The sequence below is a fragment of the Actinophytocola sp. genome (genome assembly GCF_035762905.1).
Taxonomy (GTDB): domain Bacteria; phylum Actinomycetota; class Actinomycetes; order Mycobacteriales; family Pseudonocardiaceae; genus DASYTH01.
This window is the reverse complement of record NZ_DASUCC010000046.1, coordinates 28,764-49,086: the sequence shown is the minus strand read 5'-3', so window position 1 is coordinate 49,086 and position 20,323 is coordinate 28,764. Positions and strand designations below refer to the sequence as shown.

Below are 20,323 nucleotides of genomic sequence, written 5' to 3'. Positions count from 1 at the left end.
GCCCTCTTGGGTCCTGACAAGTGCTACCCGACGGTAAGGGGGAGTGTTTCCCGTTTCCTTGTCAGACCTGTCCTTTTTCCGACGAGATCGGACAAGGAGCGGACAGAAGTTGGCCACCCGGGAAAGGGTGGTCCCCTGGTAGTTCGATTTGCAGATGTGCTAGGTTGACCGGCTGCTTGCGCCGATGATTCGTTTACCGTTTCCTTGTTCATGATCGAACGGGAAACAGTCCCACGACCTCTGCCGGTCGCACCACAATGGTTGACCAGCAGCCGGTTCGACGGTCGTGGCACACGAGGAGGGGTGACGTGTCGATGGTGCCCACCACGGAGGCCTTCGGACCCCGCCTGCGCACGATGCGCACCGCGAAAGGTCTGTCCCTCAGTGAGTTTGCTCGCCGGCTCTTCTACAGCAAGGGCCACGTGAGCCGGATCGAGACCGGCAAACAGACTCCGTCGGCGGAGTTCGCCCGTCGCTGCGACGCCGAACTCGATGCGGCCGGAGCATTGACCGCCCTCGTTCCCGCCATTGCTCCGCCGGGACAGTCCGATCCGGATCAACCCAACGAGAGCGATGAGGTCTGGACGATGACGATGGCACCGGACGGCGGCGGTTCATTCGTCCCCTTCGGACGGCGCGAACTCCTCACCGGAAGCGCGGCACTGTTGGCCGTGCCCCGTGTGGTGACCGGGTTCCCGCCGTACCCGGCCGGCGGTGGCACCGATGGCGGCGACGGGCGCCTGCGGCACCATCGGCAACTGCTCGACACCGCGCGCGGGCTGGGTCAGATCGTTCCCTCCTGCACGGTCCTTCCGATCGTCGTCGGCCAGGCACAGGCATTACGGGTGCTGGCCAGGGACACCACGGGATCCGACACCCGGGCCGTGGCGACGCTGTCCGCCCGGACCGCCGAGTACGCCGGCTGGATGGCGCAGGAGGCGGGCGACGACGCCACCGCGGCCTGGTGGATCAGCCAGGCGGTCCGGATCGCGACCGAGGTGGGCGATCACGCGACCGCGACCTACGCCCTCGTCCGGCGCGCCTCGATCACCCTGTACCAGGGCGACGCGGCCGCCACTGTCGGTCTGGCCCGAAAGGCGCAATCCGCCCCCGGTACGCCGCCGCGAATCCTCGGACTCGCGGCCCAACGGGAGGCACAGGGGCACGCCTTGGCCGGCGACTACGACGCGTGCCTTCGCGCAATCGACCGCGCCGCCGGGCATCTGCGGTCCGCCGGCGAAGCCGAGCCGGCCGGCCCGACCATCGGCAGCTCGCACGTCACGGACACAGTGTCGGTGGTCACCGGCTGGTGTCTGCATGACCTCGGCCGGCCCGGCCAGGCCGCAAGCATCCTCGATCGCGCCGTGGCCGGTATTCCGGTAACCGCGGTGCGGGCCAGGACCCGCTTCGGCATCCGCCAGGCACTCGCGCATGCCTGCGCCGGCGAGGTCGATCACGCCTGCACGCTGGCCACCCCGATGATCCGGCAGGCCAGAGCGATCGGGTCCGCCACGATCCTCGCCGACGTCCGCCGGCTCGCCACCACCCTGCGCCGCTGGAACTCCCACCCCTCGGTCCGCGCCGTCGAACCCCTGCTCGCCACCGCCCTGTATCGCGGTTGATCGTCCGGCACATCGAGCGCTGGAACTGAGACGAGTGGACGAACGCCGGGCGGGTCATCCGCGACCTGCCCGGCGTATCGGCTGGTGAGAGCGGTAGCGGTGGGATTTGAACCCACGGAGGGCGTGAACCCTCACGCGCTTTCGAGGCGCGCTCCTTCGGCCGCTCGGACACGCTACCGGGGGGGACGATACCGGAGTGGGGGGTGCGGGGTTAGCGGTGGTGGGTGAAGAAGTCGTCGAGGAGGGCGGCGCAGTCGGGGGCGAGGATGCCGGGGATGACTTCGGGGCGGTGGGTGAGGCGGCGGTCGCGGACCACGTCCCAGAGTGAGCCTACGGCGCCGGTGCGGGGTTCCCAGGCACCGAAGACCAGGCGGGAGATGCGGGCGAGGACCAGGGCGCCTGCGCACATGGTGCAGGGTTCGACGGTGACCGCGAGGGTGCAACCGGTGAGGCGCCAGCCGTCGCCGAGACGGGTAGCCGCGGCGCGGAGGGCCAGGAGTTCGGCGTGGGCGGTGGGGTCGCCGAGGGCTTCGCGGGCGTTGCAGGCGGAGGCCAGCTCCGTGCCGTCGGGGGCGAGGACGATGGCGCCGATGGGGATGTCGCCGGTGGCGGGGGCGCGGCGGGCGACGGTGATCGCGGCGCGGATCAGGGCTTCGTCTGAGTGTGGGGGCACGGGAACCGAAGGCACGGGTCAGAACGTGTCGAGGAGTTTGCTGAACTCCTCGTCGAAGCCGCAGCGTTGGGCGACCATCTGGAGTTGCTCGTCCGGATAGAGGTCGACCTCGTCGATGATGACCTGCATCTCGGGGGCGGGGAGACCGAGGTCGGCGAGGATGTCCAGGGAGCCTTCCGGCCAGACCTCGTCGTCGTCTTCCGGGGGGTCGACGCGCAGCAGGTCCAGGGCGTCGGCGGCGATGTCGTAGTCAAGGGCGGCGGCGGCGTCGGACAGCAGCAGGGACACGCCGCCGGGGGCGGGGCGCAGCAGCAGGAAGAACTCGTCGTCCACGGCGAGCAGGCCGAACACCGCCCCGGTGGACCGGATCTTCCGCAGCTCGGTGATCGCCGCGTCCAGCTCGCGCAGCGCCGTGCTGTCCAGGGGCGAACACCGCCATTTGCCGTCCTCCCGGACGACCGCAACCGCGAAGCCCGACACGGGCTCCTGCTCCGCCATGCCCACACGGTATTCCCCCACGCCTGCCCGCAGGAAGCACCCGTCCATCTCGGCCCGTTCGTGTCAGGATCAGGAGCATGAAGGTGATCGCGGGCGACCGCTCCACTCCCCCGGCCGAGTTGGTGTCCGATCCCCGGTTCACCGGTCTGCTCGAGGCGGCTCGAGCACTCCAGCCACGGACCGTCGCACTCCGCCGGCTGCTGCACAAGAACCCCGAGCTGGGTCTGGACCTGCCCCACTCCCAGGCCGCCGTGCTGCACGCGCTGGAGGGCCTTGACCTGCGGATCAGCACCGGCACGGCGTGCAGCTCCGTGGTCGCGGTACTGGACAGCGGGCAGCCCGGCCCCACCGTGCTGCTGCGCGGCGACATGGACGCGCTGCCGCTCCAGGAGGACAGCGGGCTCTCGTTCACCTCCGAGGTGGCCGGCTCGATGCACGCCTGCGGACACGACACGCACACCGCGATGCTGGTCTCCGCCGCCCGGCTGCTGCACACCCGCCGGGACGCGCTTGCCGGGCGTGTCGTCTTCATGTTCCAGCCGGGCGAGGAGGGCCACCACGGCGCCCGGTACATGATCGACGAAGGCGTGCTGGACGCCGCCGGGCAACCCGTCGAGCGGGCGTTCGCCCTGCACATCACGTCCACCGCGCCGTCCGGCGTGGTGTGCACCCGGCCGGGCCCGATCATGGCAGCGGCCGACTCGTTCCTGGTCCGGGTCACCGGCCGGGGCGGACACGGTGCGCTGCCGGAGGACGCGCTGGACCCGGTGCCGGCCGCCGCCGCCATGGTCGGTGCCCTGCACACGATGGTGACCAGGCGGATCAACGCGTTCGACCCCGCGGTGCTGACCGTCGCCCGGATCACCGCCGGCACCACGACCAACGTCATCCCGGAGTCCGCCGAGTTGGAGGGCACGGTGCGGACCATGAGCCAGGACACCCGCGCGCTGCTGCACACCGAGATCACCCGGTTGTGCGAGCACATCGGCGCGGCGCACGGCTGCCGGGTGACCGTGAAGATCACCGAGGGCTACCCGCCGACGATCAACGACGACGGGGTGGCCGACCGCGTGCTCGGCCTGGCCGGCTCGGTGCTCGGCGCGAGCAACGGGGCGGCGCTGACCAACCCGGTGATGGCCGCCGAGGACTTCTCCTACGTGCTGCAACGGGTTCCCGGCGCGCTGGCGTTCCTCGGCGCCTGCCCGCCGGACACCGAACCGGCGCAGGCCGCGCCGAACCACTCCAACCGGGTGCACTTCGACGAGTCCGCGTTCGCCGGCGGCGTGGCCACCTACGCCGCGTTCGCCCTTGACGCACTGCGCGAACCGGTCCGGGCAGGATGACCGCCGTGCGGCCGGTGTGCGTGATCGGGTTGGGGTTGATCGGCGGTTCGGTGCTGCGCGCGGCCGGCGCCGCCGGCCGGGAGGTCTGGGGTGCGACGGCGGCCGAAGCCGACGTCGAGGCGGCCCGCGCCGACGGCTTCACCGTCGAGTCCACAGTGGATGAGGCGTTGGTCAGGGCGGGTGCCGCCGGCGCGCTCGTGGTGGTCGCCGTGCCGCTGCCGGCGGTGGACGGCGTGCTGCGCCGGGTGGCCGAGTTGGCTCCGGACTGCATGCTCACCGACGTGGTCAGCGTGAAGGCGCCGGTGCTGGCCGCGGTCCGGCGGATGCTGCCCCGGACCCGGTACGCCGGCGGGCATCCGATGGCCGGAGCGGCGGTGTCCGGCTGGCCGGCCGGGTCGGCGACCCTGTTCGACGGCGCATCCTGGGCTGTCACCGTGGAACCGGACACCGATCTGGCCGTTTGGCGGGAGGTGGCCGAGCTGGCCCTGGACGGCGGCGCGCGGGTGGTGCCGGCCACGGCCGCCGAGCACGACGCCGCGGTGGCCCGGATCTCGCACCTGCCGCACGTGCTGGCCGCCGTGCTGGCCGCGACCGGCGCCGACGGCGGGCCCTTGGCGCTGACCCTGGCCGCCGGCTCGTTCGCCGATGGCACCCGGGTGGCCGGCTCGCGGGCCGAGCTGGTGCTGGCGATGTGCGAGGGCAACCTGAACCCGCTGCTGGCCGCCGTCGACGACGCGCTCGGCCGGCTGGGCGTGGCGCGCGGCGCGCTGGCCTCGACCGGATCACTGCGGGCCACGGTGACCAGCGGCAACGCCGGCCGGGCCGCGCTGCAGGCACATCGCACCGGCGAGCGGATCCCGACGAAGGTGGACCTGACCGGGCCGCGGGTGCACGAGGAGTTGGCGGCGGTGGGCCGGCGGGGCGGGTGGATCACCGGATTCCAGGCCGACATGGCACTGGCCGAACTGCCCTTCCCCATGGCCACACCGGGGACCTAACGTAAGGCGTGGACCGGCGCCGGCTGCGCAAGATCTCCGTGGCCGGCGCCGCTCTGGTCCTGATCGGTACCGCCGTGTTCGTGCTGCGCGACCCGGAGCCCGGGCAACGCCCGCGGCCACCCGGCCAGCAGACCACGGTGCGGGCGTTCGCCGCCCCGTCGGTGATCGTCCCGAGCCGCGGCGCCCGGCCGAAACCCCCGCGGGGGCTGGACATCCGGGCCGGCTCGCACCGGCTGGTGGCCGGCTGGGCCGAGCCGGCCGCCGCCGCCGGCTACGAGGTGCGCTGGGGCCCGGACGGCCGGCCGGACCGGACCCGGCTGGTGGCCGAGCCGGTCATCCAGCTGGACGGGCTGGACAACGGCACCCGGTACGGCATCGAGGTGCGCGCGGTGGACGAGTTCGGCCAGCGCTCGGATCCGGTCCGCGGTCTTGGCACCCCGGCGCAGGGTCTGGCGGACCTGACGCCGTACACCTTCGTCGACCGGTTCAATGACCGCTCCGGGCCGGATCCGGCGCGCTGGCGCCTGGTCGGCGTCGGCGACTGCACCCGGGCGGCCCGGGGCGACGGCGAAGACGCCCACCGGATGGTGCTCGTCGGCGGGTGCGGGGACAGCGACGAGGCGGTGGCGCTGCGGTCCCGCACGCCGTTGCGGCTGCGCCAGCCCGCGGCGGCGCCGGACGGCGAGCTTGGCCGGTTCGTCGTGCAGACCGACCGGCCCGGCCAGGCCGGCGAGCTCACCCTGGACCTGGTGCCCGGCCCGGTGGACCTGATCGGACGGCAGCCGGACGGCGCGCCGGTCGCGGCGCCGGGCCGGGCCACGGTGGACGACTCGCTGCCACCGGGCACGATCCGGGTGGCGATCCTGGGGCAACCCGCGGCGACCGTGGTGCGGGTGCTGGTCCCGCCCGGCACGCCGGTGCTCGGCCGGCCGGTGGCCGTGCGGCCGCTACCGGCGCCTCGGATCGGCCTTTCGGTGCGCTGGGAGGTGGTGCTGCGCACCGACGGCGTGCGGGTGCTGCGGGACGGCGAGGTGGTCGGCGGCGGGGACGTGGTGCCCACCTTCACCGAGGCCACCGCGCTGGTCGGGCTGGCCGGCGGCCGGGGCGCCCCGCGGGTCGCGGTCGACCTGATCGGGTTCAGCGGGGCGCCGACCGCGACTCCCGCACACGTGCCGCCACCGCGGATCGACTTCGAGCGGGTGGCCATCGGTCCGGACCGGCCGGTCCGGACCACCGGGTCCGGCAGGACGATCTCCGAAGTCCATAGTGGACAGTTGCGGATCACCCTTGTCCCGCAACGGGAACAGCCACAGATCGGCGATCAGTTCAGCGTCGACGTCGGCGGCAACCGGTACCCGGCCCGGCCGGCGGTGCCCGGCCAGCCGATGCGGCCCGGCGTGCGGCTGCCGGTGGTCGCCGACCTGCCGGGCGAGGCCCTGATACTCGACCAGAGCACCGGCGCAGTGGCCGTGGCGGTGCACTCGGCGGTCGAGGAGGACGGGCTGGCCACCCAGGTGCTGTCCGCGGAGCTGGAGCTGACCGGCGAGGACCGGCCGGCGCCGCCGGACCGCGCCGGCAACCGCCCGCTGCCCCGGCCCCGGCCGGTGCTGGCCGAGCCGGACGCCGTGCTGCTCGACGGCGGCGGGACGCCGATCCCGGTGACCCGGGACGCGCCCCGCGGCCGGCTGGTGGTCGAGGTGACCACGGACGCGGCCGGGGCACAGCAGCGGTCCGGGGCGGTGGCCGGGCTGGCCGGCATCGAGATCAGCCTGGACCGCACGCCGCTGGCCGGAATTCCCACCGCCGCCGACGGTCCGGGGATCGGCGGCCGGTGGCGCATCGCGATCGACACGAGCCGGTTGGCCGCCGGCAGCCACACGATCCAGGTGCTGGCCGTCGGCACCGATCCGGCCACCGCCTTCGCCGTGTCCTACATCGGCTTCGTCCTGCCTTAGGACGTGTCCAGTGGATCATCGTGCAAGGCCTTGGACCGACCAACGCAACCTCAGGGGACCGTGACGCAACCCAGCCACATTCAATCCGCCAACCGCACCTCTGGCTGGAACGCAACGACAGCAGTCAAATCCGGAGAGGCGGACTAGATGCGGACTAGAGGCGGTCCACCTAGATACGGCGTGCGCGGCCGGGGAACTCGACCACCATGCCGTCCCGGTCGACGGTCAGGTCGGTGGCCAGTTCGCCGTCCGAGTAGTTGATCACGGCGCCGTCCGGCGTGATCGACACGGTGCGGTAGGTCTGCCGGACGAGCCGCACCGACAGGTCGGGCAGGGACACCCAGAGCACCGGCAACTCGTGCTCGCCGGGTTCGCGGTGCAGCCCGAGCCGCCGGACCGGCAGCGCGTTGAAGGTGACCGCGCCGGCCACGTCCACGTCGATCGCGCCGTCGAAGGCGTTGCGCTGTGCGGTGCCGGTGCCGTGATCGATCAGCCAGACGCCGTCCTCGGTACGGCTGACCGACACCTGGCGCTCCTCGTCGGCGGTGGTGGTGCGCAGCAGCAGCCGGCCGGCCTCCTCGGCCCGCTCGACCGCGGCGCTGAACGAGGCGTTGAACGCCTCGACCCCGGTGGCGGCGTTGGCCGCGGCCACGATCCGGCCGGACGCCCGCAGCCGGCCGCCGGAGTACAGCAGCCGAACCGACTCGAGGCTGGGCCACTGGACCCGCTGCCAGGTGAGCAGCACGGGCCGCCGGGGCTGTTGCGACATGGGCCCAACCTACCCAGGCCCGGCGCGATGTGCTCAGGTGAAACCCGCCCGTGGCCGGGGCCCGGCAAGTTATGGTTCGGCTCGTGACTGGATGGCAGGGCAACGAGGGCGGCGGCCACGGCGGTGGCTGGAATCCCCAGCAGCCGGACCCCTACGGCGGCCAGTACGGCGGCGGCACACCCGGACAGTACGGCGGCGGTCAGTACGGCGCGGATCCCTACGCACAACAGCAGTACGGCGGCACGGATCCCTACGGACAGCAGCAGTACGGCGGCGTGGATCCCTACGGCGGCAACCCGTACGGCCCGCAGACCCAGGCGTATCCGGCCTACCAGACCGGATTCGGCCCGCCCGAGCCGCCCAAGCGCAACCGCTGGCCGATCATCGTCAGCGTGGTCGCGATCGTGGCGGCGGTCGGCACCGTGGTGACCATCGTGCTGATGAACCGCGGCTCCGACGACCCGTCGCCGACCGCAGGCGGGCAGACCTCGTCCAGCCGGCCGCCGGCCACCTCCCGGAGCGCGCCGGGGTCGTCCCGCCGGTTGCCGCCGGCCACCCGCGCGCCGGACGCCAAGGACGGCTGGGTGGCGATCCCGCTGCCCGGCGGGGCCAGCTACCAGGTTCCGGAGGACTGGAAGCCGGACGGCCGGTCCCAGCCGAGCGGCCTCGGGGTGGACTTCCACCAGCGCGCCCTGTTCGGCTCCTACGACTGCGGCGGCAGCAACTACTTCCGCGGTTTCTCCGCCGCCGGTGAGGTGTCCAGCAAGAGCGGCGCCGAGCTGGACGTGAACAAGACGGTCACCGACTTCGCCACCTCGTTCGCCAACGAGTACTACCGCAACCCGAAGCTGGACACGCCGCAGCCGAAACCCACCACGGTGGACGGGAAGGACGCGGCCACCATGACGATCAAGCTGACGGTCACGCCGAACAACGCCGAGTGCGAGGCGACCTCGGGCGAGGTGGCCATCGTCGGCGTCGGGATCGAGGAGGGCGGCAAGCTCGCCGCGGTCCGGATGCTGGTCGTGGTGAACGATCTGGCCGGTGGTCCGGCATCCCCGCCAGGACTGCCCGACCCGCTGGCCGAGGAGATCCTGACGACGCTCAAGCTGGGGTGAGCCGCCCGGCGGTCCACCTGGCCACCACGTCGTCCAGCACGGTCAGCGGCAGCGATCCGTCGGCCAGCACCATGTCGTGGAACGCGCGGATGTCGAACGCCGGCCCCAGCGCCTGTTCGGCCCGGGCGCGCACCCGCTGGATCTCCAGCCGGCCGACCATGTAGGCCAGCGCCTGCCCGATGTAGCCGACGTAGCGGTCCACCTCGTTGCCGATCTCCAGGTCCGACAGGGGCGTGTTGTCCCGCAGGTAGGCCACGGCCTGCGCGCGGGTCCAGCCCTTGGCGTGCAGGCCGGTGTCCACCACGAGGCGCCCGGCGCGCAGCGAGTCCATGGCCAGCATGCCCAACCGGTCCAGATCGGTGGAGTACAGCCCCATCTCGTCGGCAAGGCGTTCGGTGTAGAGGCCCCAGCCCTCGGTGTAGGGGGTGATCAGGATGACCCGGCGCAGCATCGGCAGGTGGGCCAGTTCCTGGGCGATGGTGTGCTGGAAGTGGTGCCCGGGCACGGCTTCGTGGAACGCGATGACCTCGGCGGTGAACCGGTCGCGCTGCTGCGCCCGGTCGGTGTTGGCGTAGTAGATCCCGGGCCGGGTGCCGTCCAGCGACGGGTTGCGGTAGTAGGCGGCGGCGACGCTTGGCGCCTCGACGGCGGGCACCGGCTCGACCGTGCACGGCTGGCTGGGCAGCCGGCCGAACCAGCTGGGCGCGGCCCGCTCGGCGCGCTCGACGGTCCGCATGGCCGTGCCGAGCAGCTCGTCCGGCCCGGTCCAGCGCAGGGCCGGATCGGTGGTCATCCGGTGGAAGATCTGCTGGCGGTCGCTGATCCCGAACACCCGCTGCCCGATCTCGGCGTACTCGTCGGTCAGGGCGGCCATCACCTCGAGCCCGGTCCGGTGCAGCTCCTCCGGCGTGCGGTTGGTCGTCGTGAACATTGTGGACAGTCGGGCGTAGGTGTCCTCGCCGTCGGGCAGCCAGCACGCTCCGGGCCGCTCGTCCGGCCGGCCGTGCGCGATGATCTCGCCGGCCAGCGCGTCGCGGTAGGCGGCGAAGGCCGGCCGGACCGTGTCGGCGATCACCCGCTCGCGCTGGGCGGCCAGGCCGGGATCGGCGATCGGCTCGCGCAGCAGCGGGTCGGCGTCCGCACCGGACAGGTACCGGTCGATCAGCGTGATCGCGGACCGGACCAGCCGTCGGACCGGGCGGCGGCCGGCCGCGATGCCGACCCGGTGCCGCTCGGTGACGGCGGCGAGGTAACCGGGAATGGCGGCAAGGCGGGCGACGTACGCGGCGGCCCGGTCGGCGTCCGACAGCGGGAACACCGGAAGCAGGGCGAGCAGTTCGGCCGCCGGGCTGATGAACCAGCCGGCGATCGTGTACTCGACCAGCCGGACGTCCAGCCGGTCGACCTGGGCCCGGGCCTGCTGCTCCACCACGGCCCTTGTCACCGCGTCCTCGTCGGAGAGCGTGGCGTCCTCGATGGCGGCGGCCCGCTCGGCCACGCTCACGGCGCGGGCCCGCAGGGCGGCTTCGGCCTCTTCGGACACGGTCGGCAACAGGTCGTCGTAGCCGGACAGGCCGTAGAGGGTGGCGTCCAGCGGCTGGGCACGGAACACGATGTCGAGCATCTCGTCGGCGAGCGCGGCAACCTCGTTCGGCATGAAATTCCCCTCAGCTCGGGTGACCAACTCCAACCTAGGGCGGCAGAATCCCCGGCACCCCATGCCAAGCGGAGGTACCAGATGCCAGAACCCCGGCGGTTCACCTTCGAGGTCACCGCGCGCAGCAGCGCCGCCCCGGCCACCCTGTTCGCGTTGGAGGCGGACGGCAGCCAGTGGTCGCGGTGGGCGCTGATCCCGCATTCGTTCTGGGAGCGTCAGGGCGATCCGGCACCCGCCGGGATCGGCGCGGTGCGCGCCCTCGGCCTGCGCCCGTTACTGGTGCGGGAGGAGACGGTGACCTACGAGCCGGACCGCCGGCACGCCTATGTCATGCGGAGCCGGATGCCGGTGCGGGACTACCGGGGTGAGCTGGAGCTGACCCCGCGCCCGGACGGCGGCACCGATCTGGTGTGGCGAGGCAGCTTCACCGAGCTGGTGCGCGGATCCGGTCCGGTGGCGCGGGCGGCGCTGCGCCTGATGATCGTGCTGCTGGCCAGGCGGTTGGTGCGGTTCGCCGAGCGCGGCTCAGCCCGGTGAGCCGTCCTGCTCCTGGGCCCGCCAGCGCTCCCGCATCGTGACCATCTCCTTGAGCAGGAACTCGATGAACCGCTGGGTCTGGCCGAGCCGGCGGCCGGCGTGGGTGGCCGGACCGACCGCGGTCATGCCCTCGGACAGCGCGTCGATCCAGCCCTGCATGAGCTTGTCCCGGTTGGCGAACGCCTCATACCACAGGTCGTCGGTCACCTCGTAGTGATCGCGGCGCTCACCGGGATCGCGCGCCTTGACGATCAGCCCGACATGGTCCAGATAGCGCACGGCGCCGGAGATGGCCGCCGGGCTCACGTGCAGCGCCTCGCACAGCTCGCTCGCGGTGGCCTTGCCGCTCTCGGTGGCCAGCAGGAGGGCGAACACCCGGGACGGCATCCGCGGTATGCCGGCGTCGGTCAGGACGAGCGCGAGCCGTTCGACGAACCGGGCCACGGCCGGGTCGTCGCGGGCTCCGCTGGGGTGTTCGGTCACCTTCCCACCTTCGCCATCCGGCCGGACGGTGCCCGAGCCTTCACATGTTTTCCTAACTTCACAACTTTGTGAAATGAGTGTAGCTTCGGTGCCATGACAACCGCAATCTCCGTGTCCGGCCTGGTCAAGACGTTCGGCCGGACGCGCGCGCTCGACGGTCTCGACCTGACGGTGCACCAGGGGGAAGTACACGGGTTCCTCGGACCCAACGGTTCCGGCAAGTCGACCACGATCCGGATCCTGCTCGGCCTGTTGCGGGCCGACGCCGGCGAGGCCCGGCTGCTCGGCGGCGACCCGTGGCGGGACACCGTCACCCTGCACCGCAGGCTGGCCTACGTGCCCGGCGACGTGTCACTGTGGCCGACCCTGACCGGCGGCGAGGTGATCGACCTGCTCGGCCGGCTGCGCGGCGGGCTCGACGAGCAGCGCCGGACCGACCTGCTCGACCGGTTCGACCTCGACCCGACCAAGAAGGGCCGCGCCTACTCCAAGGGGAACAAGCAGAAGGTGGCCCTGGTCGCCGCGCTCGCGTCCAACGTCGAGCTGCTGGTCCTGGACGAGCCGACCTCCGGGCTGGACCCGTTGATGGAGTCGGTGTTCCAGGACTGCATCAACGAGGAACGCCGCGCCGGGCGCACCGTGCTGCTGTCCAGCCACATCCTGGCCGAGGTGGAGGCGCTGTGCGACCGGGTGAGCATCATCCGGCAGGGCCGCACGGTGGAGACCGGCACGCTGGCCGAGCTGCGCCACCTGACCCGCACCGCGATCACCGCCGAGCTGGCCGCCTCGCCGGACGGCCTGAGCAACCTGCCCGGCGTGCACGACCTGCAGGTCGAGGGCACCCGGGTGCGGTTCGACGTGGACACCAAGGACCTCGACCAGGTGCTGCGCCTGCTCACCCAGGTCGGCGTGCGCAGCCTGACCAGCCAGCCGCCCACGCTCGAGGAGCTGTTCCTCCGGCACTACTCCGACGACCTGGCCAAGGAAACCGGCCGCCCGGCGGTGATCTCGTCATGACCGCGTTCATCGGAACCTGGTCGCTGGTGCGGCTGGCGCTGCGCCGGGACCGGATCCTGCTGCCGGCGTGGATCCTGGTGTTCGCCGCGTTCGCGTACAGCTCGGCGGCGGCCTCGGTCGGGCTCTACCCGACGGTCGAGTCCCGGGTGGCGCTGGCCACCGGCTCGAACGCCAACCCGTCGCTGCTGGCGCTGTACGGGTGGATCTTCGACCCGACCTCGCTCGGCGCGATCAGCCTGTACAAGCTGATCGCGCTCGGCGCCGCGATGGTGGCCGTGCTGACGATCATCGTCACCGTCCGGCACACCAGAGCGGAGGAGGAGACCGGCCGGCTGGAGCTGATCGGCTCGACCGTGGTCGGCCGGTACGCCCCGCTCACCGCCGCACTGATCGTCTCGTTCGGAGCCAGCCTGGTGCTCGGCGTGCTGAGCGCGCTCGGGCTGATGAGCCCCGGCCTGCCGGCGTCCGGCGCGTTCGCCTTCGGGCTGGCCTGGGCCGCGACCGGGATCGTGTTCGCCGCGGTGGCCGCCGTGGCCGCCCAGCTGACCAGCGGCGCCCGGACCGCGACCGGGATCGCGACGGCGGTGCTCGGCGCGGCCTACCTGATCCGCGCGATCGGCGACTCGACCGGCGACGGCGGCCCGTCCTGGTTCTCCTGGCTGTCCCCGCTCGGCTGGACCGCGCAGGTCCGGCCGTTCGCCGGCGACCGGTGGTGGGTACTGCTGATCCCGCTGCTGTTCGCGCTGGCGTGCTCCGCCGGGGCGTTCGCCCTGGTGGCCCGGCGGGACATGGGCGCGGGGCTGCTGCCCGACCGGCCCGGACCGGCGCGCGGCGCGGCCGGGCTGGCCAGCCCGCTGGCGCTGGCCTGGCGATTGCAGCGCGGCGCGCTGCTCGGCTGGACGGTCGGGTTCGTGGTCGCCGGGTTGGTGTTCGGCGGAATCGCGGCCAACGTCGGCAGCCTCGCGGACAGCGAGCAGGCCCGGGAGATGATCACCAAGCTGGGCGGCCAGCAGGGTCTCACCGACGCGTTCATGGCCACCGAGATGGGCTTCCTGGCGATGATCGTCGCCGCGTTCGGGATCCAGGCCGCGCTGCGGTTGCGGGCCGAGGAGACCGCGCTGCGCGCCGAGCCGGTGCTGGCCACGTCGGTCAGCCGGACCCGGTGGGCGCTCAGTCACCTCGGCATCGCCCTCGGCGGGTCGGCCGCGCTGCTGCTGACCGCGGGTCTGGCCGCCGGTCTGTCCTACGGGGCGACCACCGACCTGGACCAGTTCGGCCGGGTGTTCGGCGCGGCACTGGCCCAACTGCCGGCCGCGTGCGTGCTCACCGGCATCGCGTTCGCCGCGTTCGGCCTGGTACCGCAGTACAGCGTGGCCGGCTGGGCGGCGCTGTCGGCGTTCGTGCTGATCGGCCTGATCGGTCCGATCGTCGGGCTGGACCAGTGGGTGATGGACGTCTCGCCGTTCACGCACACGCCGAAGTTGCCCGGCACCGAGTTCAGCGCGGTCCCGCTGGTGTGGCTGGCGCTGGTCACGGTGGCCGGCGTCGCGGCCGGGTTCGCCGGCCTGCGCCGCAGGGACATCGGCTGAACATCTGCTCGACCCGTGGGTGCCCGCAGGAATGCGGCGGGCACCCACCGGGGTTGACGCCAGCGTGAGCGCGACGACCGGGGTGGAGCCGACGCGTCCCGGCACGCCCGCGAAGCGGCTGCCGCGCGAGGTCTGGGTGATCGTCGCGGCGAACTTCGTGATCGCCGTCGGGTTCGCCCTGGTGGCGCCGGCGCTGCCGACCTTCGCCCGCGGCTTCGACGTGAGCGTCACCGCCGCGTCCATCGTGATCAGCAGCTTCGCCTTCGCCCGGCTGGCCTTCGCGCCGGCCAGCGGCCGGCTGGTGACCATGCTGGGCGAGCGGCGGGTCTACCTCGCCGGCCTGCTCATCGTGGCGGTGACCACCGGCGCCTGTGCCCTGGCCACGGCCTACTGGCACCTGCTCGTGCTGCGCACGCTGTCCGGCATCGGCTCGACCATGTTCACGGTGTCCGCGTTCGGCCTGCTGATCCGGGTGACCCCGGCGCCGTTGCGCGGCCGGGCCTCCGGGCTGTGGGGCACCGGCTTCCTGCTCGGCAACCTGACCGGCCCGCTGATCGGCGGCGGGCTGATCGCGATCTCGCTGCGGGCGCCGTTCGTGGTGTACGCCGCGACGCTGTTGGTGGCCGGCGCGATCGTGTGGTTCTTCCTGCGGCGCTCCACCCTGCTGGCCGCCGACGACTCCGCCGACGTCCCGGTCGCCCGGCTCGGCGTGGCGCTGCGGGACCGCACCTACCTGGCCGCGCTGGCGTCCGGCTTCGCCAACGGGTGGACCGCGTTCGGCGTCCGGGTGGCGCTCACCCCGCTGTTCGTGATCGAGGTGCTGCACCGCGAGGAGGCCTTCGCCGGCACCGCGTTCGCCGTGTTCGCCGCCGCCAACGTGGCGATGCTGCCGCTGTCCGGCCGGCTGTCCGACCACTGGGGGCGCAAGCCGCTTGTGCTCGCCGGTCTGGTGCTGGCCGGTGCCGGCACGATCTGGGTCGGCCTGGCCGACACGGTGCCGGTGTTCGCGGTCGCGACCGTGGTCGCCGGACTGGGCACCGGCCTGCTCAGCCCGCCGCAGCAGGCCGCGATCGCGGACGTGATCGGCTCGCGGGCCCGCGGCGGTCAGGTGCTTGCCGTGTCGCAGATGACCATGGACGTGGGTGCGGTGATCGGCCCGCTGGCCGCCGGACTGCTGGTCGACCGGTTCTCCTACGCCGCCGCGTTCGGCCTGACCGGGGCGCTGTACCTGGCGGCGGCGGTGGTGTGGCTGTTCGCCCGGGAGTCCCTCCCCGATCGGAACGTGCGATAACCACAACCACCTGAGTGGGTGTTCTCAGAACTAGCCCGAAAGGGCTACCGTGCATTGACAAGGATCCTCTGGGGCAGGACCGAGTAACGCGATGATGGCATTCTGGATCAGCCTCGCTGTGGCCGTCACGCTGTTGTTGATCTGGCGGCTGCGGCGCGCGGCGGCGCTGTTGGACCGGATCCTGGCCGAGGAGCGGGCCATCACGGAACGTCAGAACAGCCCGGTAGATCACCCGAAGCGCTGAACCGTTGTCTTGCACCGTGCGTATCCGCTAGGCAACATTCGGACATTTCGAACCAGCGCATGCAGGGAGAAACCGGATGAAACTCCTCGCCACGCTCGCCACGGCCATCGTCGCCGGATCGGTGCTCATGACCGGGGACGCCGTCGGAACCGCGCCCGCGGAACCCGGCGCCGAACCCGCCGCGCTCGCCTCGCTCGGCCGTGCCGCCACGTTCACCACGGTCTTCCCGGCACCGCTCGCCGTCGAGGGGCTGACCGGCGACCGGTCCGGCAACCTGTACTCGGCGGCGCGCGGCGGCGACCCGTTCTGCCCGGTCTGGCGGATCTCCAGCTCCGGTGGCGACCCGGTGGTGGTCGGCAACATCCCGGCGCCGTGCAACCCGGCCGGCATCGCGTTCGACGCCCGCGGCCGGCTGTACGTGGCCGACAGCGGCCGGGTGCACGTGTTCACCCCGGACGCGGCCAACCCGCCCACCTCGACCGTGTTCGCCGCCGGCGTGCCCGGCTCCAACGGTCTGGCGTTCGACCGCGCCGGCGCGCTGTGGGTGTCCGACGGCGGCACCGGCCAGGGCCGGGTGTGGCGGGTCGGGTCCGACGGCGTGCCCACCGAGGTGTTCCGGGTGCAGCCGATGGTCAGCGACGTCAACGTGGCGAACGGGGTCGGCGGCGTCGGCCGGGACGTGCGCGGACTGCCGCCCGGGCAGGTCACGATCACCGACAACGGGCGCGCCGCGGCGGACACCGCCGGCTCGCAGCACCTGGTGGCCAACGGTCTGGCGTTCACCCGGGACGGGACGCTGTTGGTCGCCGACACGGCCCGCGGCGCGATCTGGCGGGTCACCTTCGACCGGCGCGGCGCGCTGCGCAGCCCGACCGGGTGCGACACCACGTTCACCCCGAACACGTTGTGCCTGACCAACATCCTGGTCGTGCACCCGTACCTGGACGGCGCCGACGGCATCGCGCTCGACCGGGCCGGCAACATCTGGACCACCGCCAACGAACGCAACGCGATCGTCGTGGTCACCCCGCACGGGCAGGCCGTCGAGGTGTTCCGCAACGCGCCGGACGCCGGCACCCGGCTGCGCAACACCGGGCCGATGGAGTTCCCGACCAGCCCGTTCCTGACCGGAAACCGGCTGTGCGTGACGCACTCGGACGGTGCGCGGCGGGACAACTTCCCGAACTCCGCGGGCGAGGCGAGCCCGACCGGAGCGGTGCGGGCGAAGATCTCCTGCCTGGACGCCCGGCTTCCGGTGCCCGGTCTGCCGCTGCCGGTGAGCTGACCGCACGGCCGATTCCCGCCAGCGGGGCACCGCGACCTGTACGGCGATCTGGTGCTCCCGCTGCAGGTGGTGATCGGCCTGGACGAACCCGGCGTGGACCACACCGGCGGGGAGTTCCTGTCGGTGGAACAACGGCCCCGGGCCCAGTCGCGTGGCCCTGCTGCCGCAGGGCCACGGGCTGATCTTCACCACCCGGGACCGGCCGGTGCGCTCGGCCAGGGGGTGGTCCGCCGCACCGGTCCGGCACGAGGTGAGCCTCGTGCGTTCCGGTATCCGGCACACGCTCGGTCTGGTGTTCCACGACGCCGCCTGAGTACCGCGTCCACACGCTTTTTGTCCTGCCGATGCTCTTGCGCCAGCACGGCTTTGCCGCGAAGCTCGCGGAGGGGACGCCGACGCCCACCGACTACCCGAGGGTCGGGAGGTGCTGGGGGATTACCGCCGGGAAGTCCGTTCCTGTGGTCGGCAGGGACGGACTTCTCGGCGCATGGGCCCGATACTTGACCACTGTGGCGGTTGACGATTCCCCGGTCGCGGGGTCTTTGCTGGCCTACCTGGAGGCAACCGACCGGGATTTTCTGCTCGGTCTGGGGGTTCGGCGCACGTTCGGCGTCGGGGAGGTCCTGCTCCGGCAGGGCGATCCGACCGATCACGCCCTGGTGCTGATGTCCGGGTGGGTGCGGGTGTTCTCCAGCACGGCCAACGGGCACGAGATCCTGGTCGCGCTGCGCGGCCCCGGGGACGTGGTCGGCGACCAGGCGGCCCTGCACGTCGGGCCGCGGGTCAGCACGGTGCAGACCCTGGAACCGGTGGTCGCGATGCAGCTGACCAGCGCGCAGCTGCGGGACAGCGTGCGCACCCGGCCCAATATCGCGTTCGCGGTGATCCGGCAGCTGGCCGAACGGCTGCGCGAGGCGGAGAACGCGCGGGTCGACTTCGCGGCGCTGGACGTGGCCCAGCGGGTGGCCGTGTTCCTGCTGCGGCTCGCCCGGCAGCACGGCGTGGTCGAGCGGGACGGCCTGACCCTGCGGATGCCGTTGTCGCAGCAGGACATCGCCAACCGGATCGGCGCGTCCCGGCGCACCGTCGCCAGGTCCCTCGCGGTGCTCCGGGAACGGCGGGTGGTGAGCACGCACCGGCGGCGGATCGTGATCGTCCAGCCGGACGTGCTCGAGGCGCTCGCCCGTTCGGAATGACGGGAATCGGCCGGCCGGATTCGCTCCGGCCGGCCGGCACCGGCATCACGCGTGGATCTGCACGGCGCACCTCCCTCCCCGACTAGTAGGCCGGCGCGGGCAGCACCCGGGCGTCGACCGACGATGGGCCTGGATCGACGGGTTGCTGTGGTTCTCCGGCGGCCGGAACGCGCAGGGCCAAACCGAGGACCACGCCCAGTAGGAACAGCCAGAAGGCCAACCGAAGGGCCGCTGAAAACGTGAAGATCACCTTCATCGAATCGCTCCTTCGATTTCGCTCCCCGGTCCCCTATTGAGATGATCTTTTGTTCCGGCGGTGGGTGCGATGTCAAACGACACCCACGCTGTGTGTCGTTTGGCTCACTCGAGATCCGCGCGGTCTGGCATGATCCGGAAGTGGCATGATCACGTGCCGTTGAACTCGCGCGGCGTGGCGAGGGGACGGTCGCCCGCGCCCCGTACACTCGGCGCGCGTGCGGCGCCGAATCAGGTCTGGACCGGAGGACCAATGGAGGGACTTTTCGCCAAACTCGTCACCGAATTGCGGACTCTCCGTAAAGGTCGCGGTCTCTACGTGGGGCAGATCAGCGACCGCGTGGGCCCGGCGCTGCGGGAAGTGTGTGGGGTGGTCGACGGCGACGGGCCGGCCGAGATCCGGCGCAAGGTGGCCGACCGGCTGGAGAGCCTGGCCAGCGGCTTACCCGAGGACCTGCGGGTCACCCTGATGGCCGCGTTCGGAATCGATCGGGACGCCCGGCTGCCGTTCTATCAGGATCGCGTCCGGTGGGCCGCGGAACGCATTCACCGCGACGACCGCACCGCGCGGCGCCGGATCGACGAGGGAATCGACCGAATCGCCGAACTGGCAGCCAGCCTGATCGGCGGCACCGGCACCGGTCCGGCGGAAGTTTCGGCGACCGGATGGCACACCGACGAGCTGAAGATCTCATTGGCGCTCGACCAACCCGTACCGGAGGTATTCGAACTCCGCAGGGTGGTCGCCGAACGTGATCATCTGACCGAGCTCGATCTCGCCATGACCCTGACCGCGGGCCCGGAAAAGTGCGAGCAGGTCCACGTCGAGGAGCTGACCATCGACGTCTTCTATGGCGGTACTCTGATCAAGAAAACACTCGAATCGAAGGACAGATTCGGTTTGGTCCTCGCCCTGCCCGACGAGCTTCGACGCGAGCAACGATACGACTTCGCCCTGCGCTACCGCGTCCCAAATGGACACATGCAGCCGCATTTCGTGTGCGTACCCAAACACCGGACCGACCTGTTCGAACTGCGTGTCCGGTTCGACCTCGACAAGCTCCCGGAGCGCATCTGGCGGCTGTCCGACGCATTCCAGCGGGACGTGGACGATCCCACCCCCGCAGGCGAAACCCTCTGGTCCAACGTCGCCGGCGAGGTGCGCGCCATCTTTCGGCAATTGACCCCCGGTCGGGCCTACGGAATCCGGTGGTCCTCGGACTCGGGCGACGGGTACTGAACCGGCCGGTTCATTCGCCGAGCGGCTCGGGGTGCCGAACGCCCTCGTCCTCCCGGCGGGGGAGGGCCTCGATCACCGGTGCGACGTCTCCGGGCACGTAGACCCAGCCGCATTGCCGCCGGCCGCCGATGTCCAACCGCACCAGGGGCTCGAACGCGGTCTCGTCGATGCCGTCGTAGCCGTGCCGGATCACCGAGCGGTACAGGCCCTCGGACACGGCCAGGGCCAGCGGGGCGACGGTCAGCCGGAGTTTCTCCTTCAACTCCGGGGCATCCACCAGCCGGCAGGTGATGTCGATGTCCTCACCGAACAGCCCGCGGCTGTCGTAGTGGATCTCCCCAGCGTGCAGGGCGACCCGAAGCCGGAACCGATACCCGTGCTCCGGCGCGGCCTCGTTGTGCTTGGCGAGCAGGGCGCACAGCACCGGGACGAACCTGGTCAGCAGCAACGTCTTGGGCACGTGGTCGACCGGGTGGATGGCCAGGATGGCACCGTCTCCGCGGTCGAGCATCGGGTCGTAATGCCGGTCACCGATCCCACTCAGCTCCAGAGA

Annotated in this window: 20 protein-coding genes, 1 tRNA gene and 1 pseudogene; 14 read left to right on the top strand and 8 right to left on the bottom strand. The window is 72.1% G+C overall.

Annotation, left to right across the window (positions count from 1 at the left end; all coding sequences use genetic code 11):
• Window positions 1-314: 314 nt before the first annotated feature.
• On the top strand, window positions 315-1,622 hold the full coding sequence (locus tag VFV67_RS09315; protein WP_326468857.1) for a helix-turn-helix transcriptional regulator: 1,308 nt from the start codon (window positions 315-317) through the stop codon (window positions 1,620-1,622).
• Window positions 1,623-1,713: 91 nt separating this feature from the next.
• On the opposite strand, the gene VFV67_RS09310 is transcribed toward VFV67_RS09315, so the two are convergent.
• The 3 genes from VFV67_RS09310 to VFV67_RS09300 form a co-directional block, all read right to left on the bottom strand.
• Window positions 1,714-1,800: transfer RNA gene (locus tag VFV67_RS09310), tRNA-Ser, on the bottom strand.
• 33 nt (window positions 1,801-1,833) lie between these two features.
• Window positions 1,834-2,295, bottom strand: a complete 462-nt coding sequence (locus VFV67_RS09305; protein ID WP_326468808.1) for a nucleoside deaminase — start codon at window positions 2,293-2,295, stop codon at window positions 1,834-1,836.
• An 18-nt stretch (window positions 2,296-2,313) separates the two neighbouring features.
• Entirely contained in the window at window positions 2,314-2,793 is a 480-nt protein-coding gene (locus tag VFV67_RS09300; protein ID WP_326468806.1) for a tRNA adenosine deaminase-associated protein, read from the bottom strand.
• A 77-nt stretch (window positions 2,794-2,870) separates the two neighbouring features.
• Between VFV67_RS09300 and VFV67_RS09295 the strand changes: the two genes are divergently transcribed.
• Genes VFV67_RS09295 through VFV67_RS09285 form a run of 3 tightly spaced genes read left to right on the top strand, consistent with a single transcriptional unit; the run spans window position 2,871 to window position 7,089 of the window.
• Window positions 2,871-4,136 (top strand): M20 family metallopeptidase, encoded by a 1,266-nt coding sequence (locus tag VFV67_RS09295; RefSeq protein ID WP_326468805.1) that lies wholly within the window; start codon window positions 2,871-2,873, stop codon window positions 4,134-4,136.
• Complete coding sequence (locus VFV67_RS09290) at window positions 4,133-5,134, top strand: prephenate dehydrogenase (protein WP_326468803.1); 1,002 nt, start codon at window positions 4,133-4,135, stop codon at window positions 5,132-5,134. Before VFV67_RS09295 ends, VFV67_RS09290 begins: the two co-directional genes overlap by 4 nt.
• Before the next feature lie 8 nt (window positions 5,135-5,142).
• Window positions 5,143-7,089 (top strand): hypothetical protein, encoded by a 1,947-nt coding sequence (locus tag VFV67_RS09285; protein ID WP_326468800.1) that lies wholly within the window; start codon window positions 5,143-5,145, stop codon window positions 7,087-7,089.
• A gap of 169 nt (window positions 7,090-7,258) precedes the next feature.
• Here the strand turns inward: VFV67_RS09285 and VFV67_RS09280 are convergent, their stop codons facing one another.
• Complete coding sequence (locus VFV67_RS09280) at window positions 7,259-7,858, bottom strand: putative glycolipid-binding domain-containing protein (protein WP_326468798.1); 600 nt, start codon at window positions 7,856-7,858, stop codon at window positions 7,259-7,261.
• An 83-nt stretch (window positions 7,859-7,941) separates the two neighbouring features.
• On the opposite strand from VFV67_RS09280, the gene VFV67_RS09275 reads away from it, so the two are divergent.
• Window positions 7,942-8,976 carry a hypothetical protein gene (locus VFV67_RS09275; RefSeq protein ID WP_326468797.1) on the top strand — a complete coding sequence of 345 codons (1,035 nt, stop codon included), beginning with the start codon at window positions 7,942-7,944 and terminating at the stop codon, window positions 8,974-8,976.
• Here the strand turns inward: VFV67_RS09275 and VFV67_RS09270 are convergent.
• Window positions 8,963-10,633, bottom strand: a complete 1,671-nt coding sequence (locus tag VFV67_RS09270) for a DUF885 domain-containing protein (RefSeq protein ID WP_326468796.1) — start codon at window positions 10,631-10,633, stop codon at window positions 8,963-8,965. The genes VFV67_RS09275 and VFV67_RS09270 overlap by 14 nt on opposite strands.
• 81 nt (window positions 10,634-10,714) lie before the next feature.
• Between VFV67_RS09270 and VFV67_RS09265 the strand changes: the two genes are divergently transcribed.
• Complete coding sequence (locus VFV67_RS09265) at window positions 10,715-11,170, top strand: SRPBCC family protein (RefSeq protein WP_326468795.1); 456 nt, start codon at window positions 10,715-10,717, stop codon at window positions 11,168-11,170.
• Here VFV67_RS09265 and VFV67_RS09260 read toward each other — a convergent pair.
• Complete coding sequence (locus VFV67_RS09260; RefSeq protein ID WP_326468793.1) at window positions 11,159-11,653, bottom strand: GbsR/MarR family transcriptional regulator; 495 nt, start codon at window positions 11,651-11,653, stop codon at window positions 11,159-11,161. The two genes, VFV67_RS09265 and VFV67_RS09260, sit on opposite strands and share 12 nt — an antisense overlap.
• A 93-nt stretch (window positions 11,654-11,746) precedes the next feature.
• On the opposite strand from VFV67_RS09260, the gene VFV67_RS09255 reads away from it, so the two are divergent.
• The 7 genes and pseudogenes from VFV67_RS09255 to VFV67_RS09225 all read left to right on the top strand — a co-directional run bounded on the left by VFV67_RS09255 (window position 11,747) and on the right by VFV67_RS09225 (window position 18,275).
• Window positions 11,747-12,670: an ABC transporter ATP-binding protein gene (locus VFV67_RS09255; protein WP_326468792.1), complete on the top strand. Its 924-nt coding sequence runs from the start codon at window positions 11,747-11,749 to the stop codon at window positions 12,668-12,670.
• Window positions 12,667-14,259, top strand: a complete 1,593-nt coding sequence (locus tag VFV67_RS09250) for an ABC transporter permease (protein ID WP_326468791.1) — start codon at window positions 12,667-12,669, stop codon at window positions 14,257-14,259. Before VFV67_RS09255 ends, VFV67_RS09250 begins: the two co-directional genes overlap by 4 nt.
• A 64-nt stretch (window positions 14,260-14,323) precedes the next feature.
• Complete coding sequence (locus tag VFV67_RS09245) at window positions 14,324-15,550, top strand: MFS transporter (protein ID WP_326468790.1); 1,227 nt, start codon at window positions 14,324-14,326, stop codon at window positions 15,548-15,550.
• A 91-nt stretch (window positions 15,551-15,641) separates the two neighbouring features.
• Window positions 15,642-15,794 (top strand): hypothetical protein, encoded by a 153-nt coding sequence (locus tag VFV67_RS09240; protein ID WP_326468789.1) that lies wholly within the window; start codon window positions 15,642-15,644, stop codon window positions 15,792-15,794.
• 76 nt (window positions 15,795-15,870) lie between these two features.
• Window positions 15,871-17,079, top strand: a complete 1,209-nt coding sequence (locus VFV67_RS09235; protein ID WP_326468788.1) for an SMP-30/gluconolactonase/LRE family protein — start codon at window positions 15,871-15,873, stop codon at window positions 17,077-17,079.
• A 27-nt stretch (window positions 17,080-17,106) separates the two neighbouring features.
• Window positions 17,107-17,392 (top strand): annotated as a pseudogene (locus tag VFV67_RS09230) (2OG-Fe(II) oxygenase); the annotation flags it as partial.
• A gap of 196 nt (window positions 17,393-17,588) precedes the next feature.
• Complete coding sequence (locus VFV67_RS09225) at window positions 17,589-18,275, top strand: Crp/Fnr family transcriptional regulator (RefSeq protein WP_326468786.1); 687 nt, start codon at window positions 17,589-17,591, stop codon at window positions 18,273-18,275.
• Between the two features lie 82 nt (window positions 18,276-18,357).
• On the opposite strand, the gene VFV67_RS09220 is transcribed toward VFV67_RS09225, so the two are convergent.
• On the bottom strand, window positions 18,358-18,531 hold the full coding sequence (locus VFV67_RS09220; protein WP_326468785.1) for a hypothetical protein: 174 nt from the start codon (window positions 18,529-18,531) through the stop codon (window positions 18,358-18,360).
• Window positions 18,532-18,660: 129 nt separating this feature from the next.
• Between VFV67_RS09220 and VFV67_RS09215 the strand changes: the two genes are divergently transcribed.
• Complete coding sequence (locus VFV67_RS09215; protein ID WP_326468783.1) at window positions 18,661-19,770, top strand: hypothetical protein; 1,110 nt, start codon at window positions 18,661-18,663, stop codon at window positions 19,768-19,770.
• A 10-nt stretch (window positions 19,771-19,780) separates the two neighbouring features.
• Here the strand turns inward: VFV67_RS09215 and VFV67_RS09210 are convergent, their stop codons facing one another.
• Complete coding sequence (locus VFV67_RS09210; protein WP_326468782.1) at window positions 19,781-20,281, bottom strand: hypothetical protein; 501 nt, start codon at window positions 20,279-20,281, stop codon at window positions 19,781-19,783.
• Window positions 20,282-20,323: the final 42 nt, after the last annotated feature.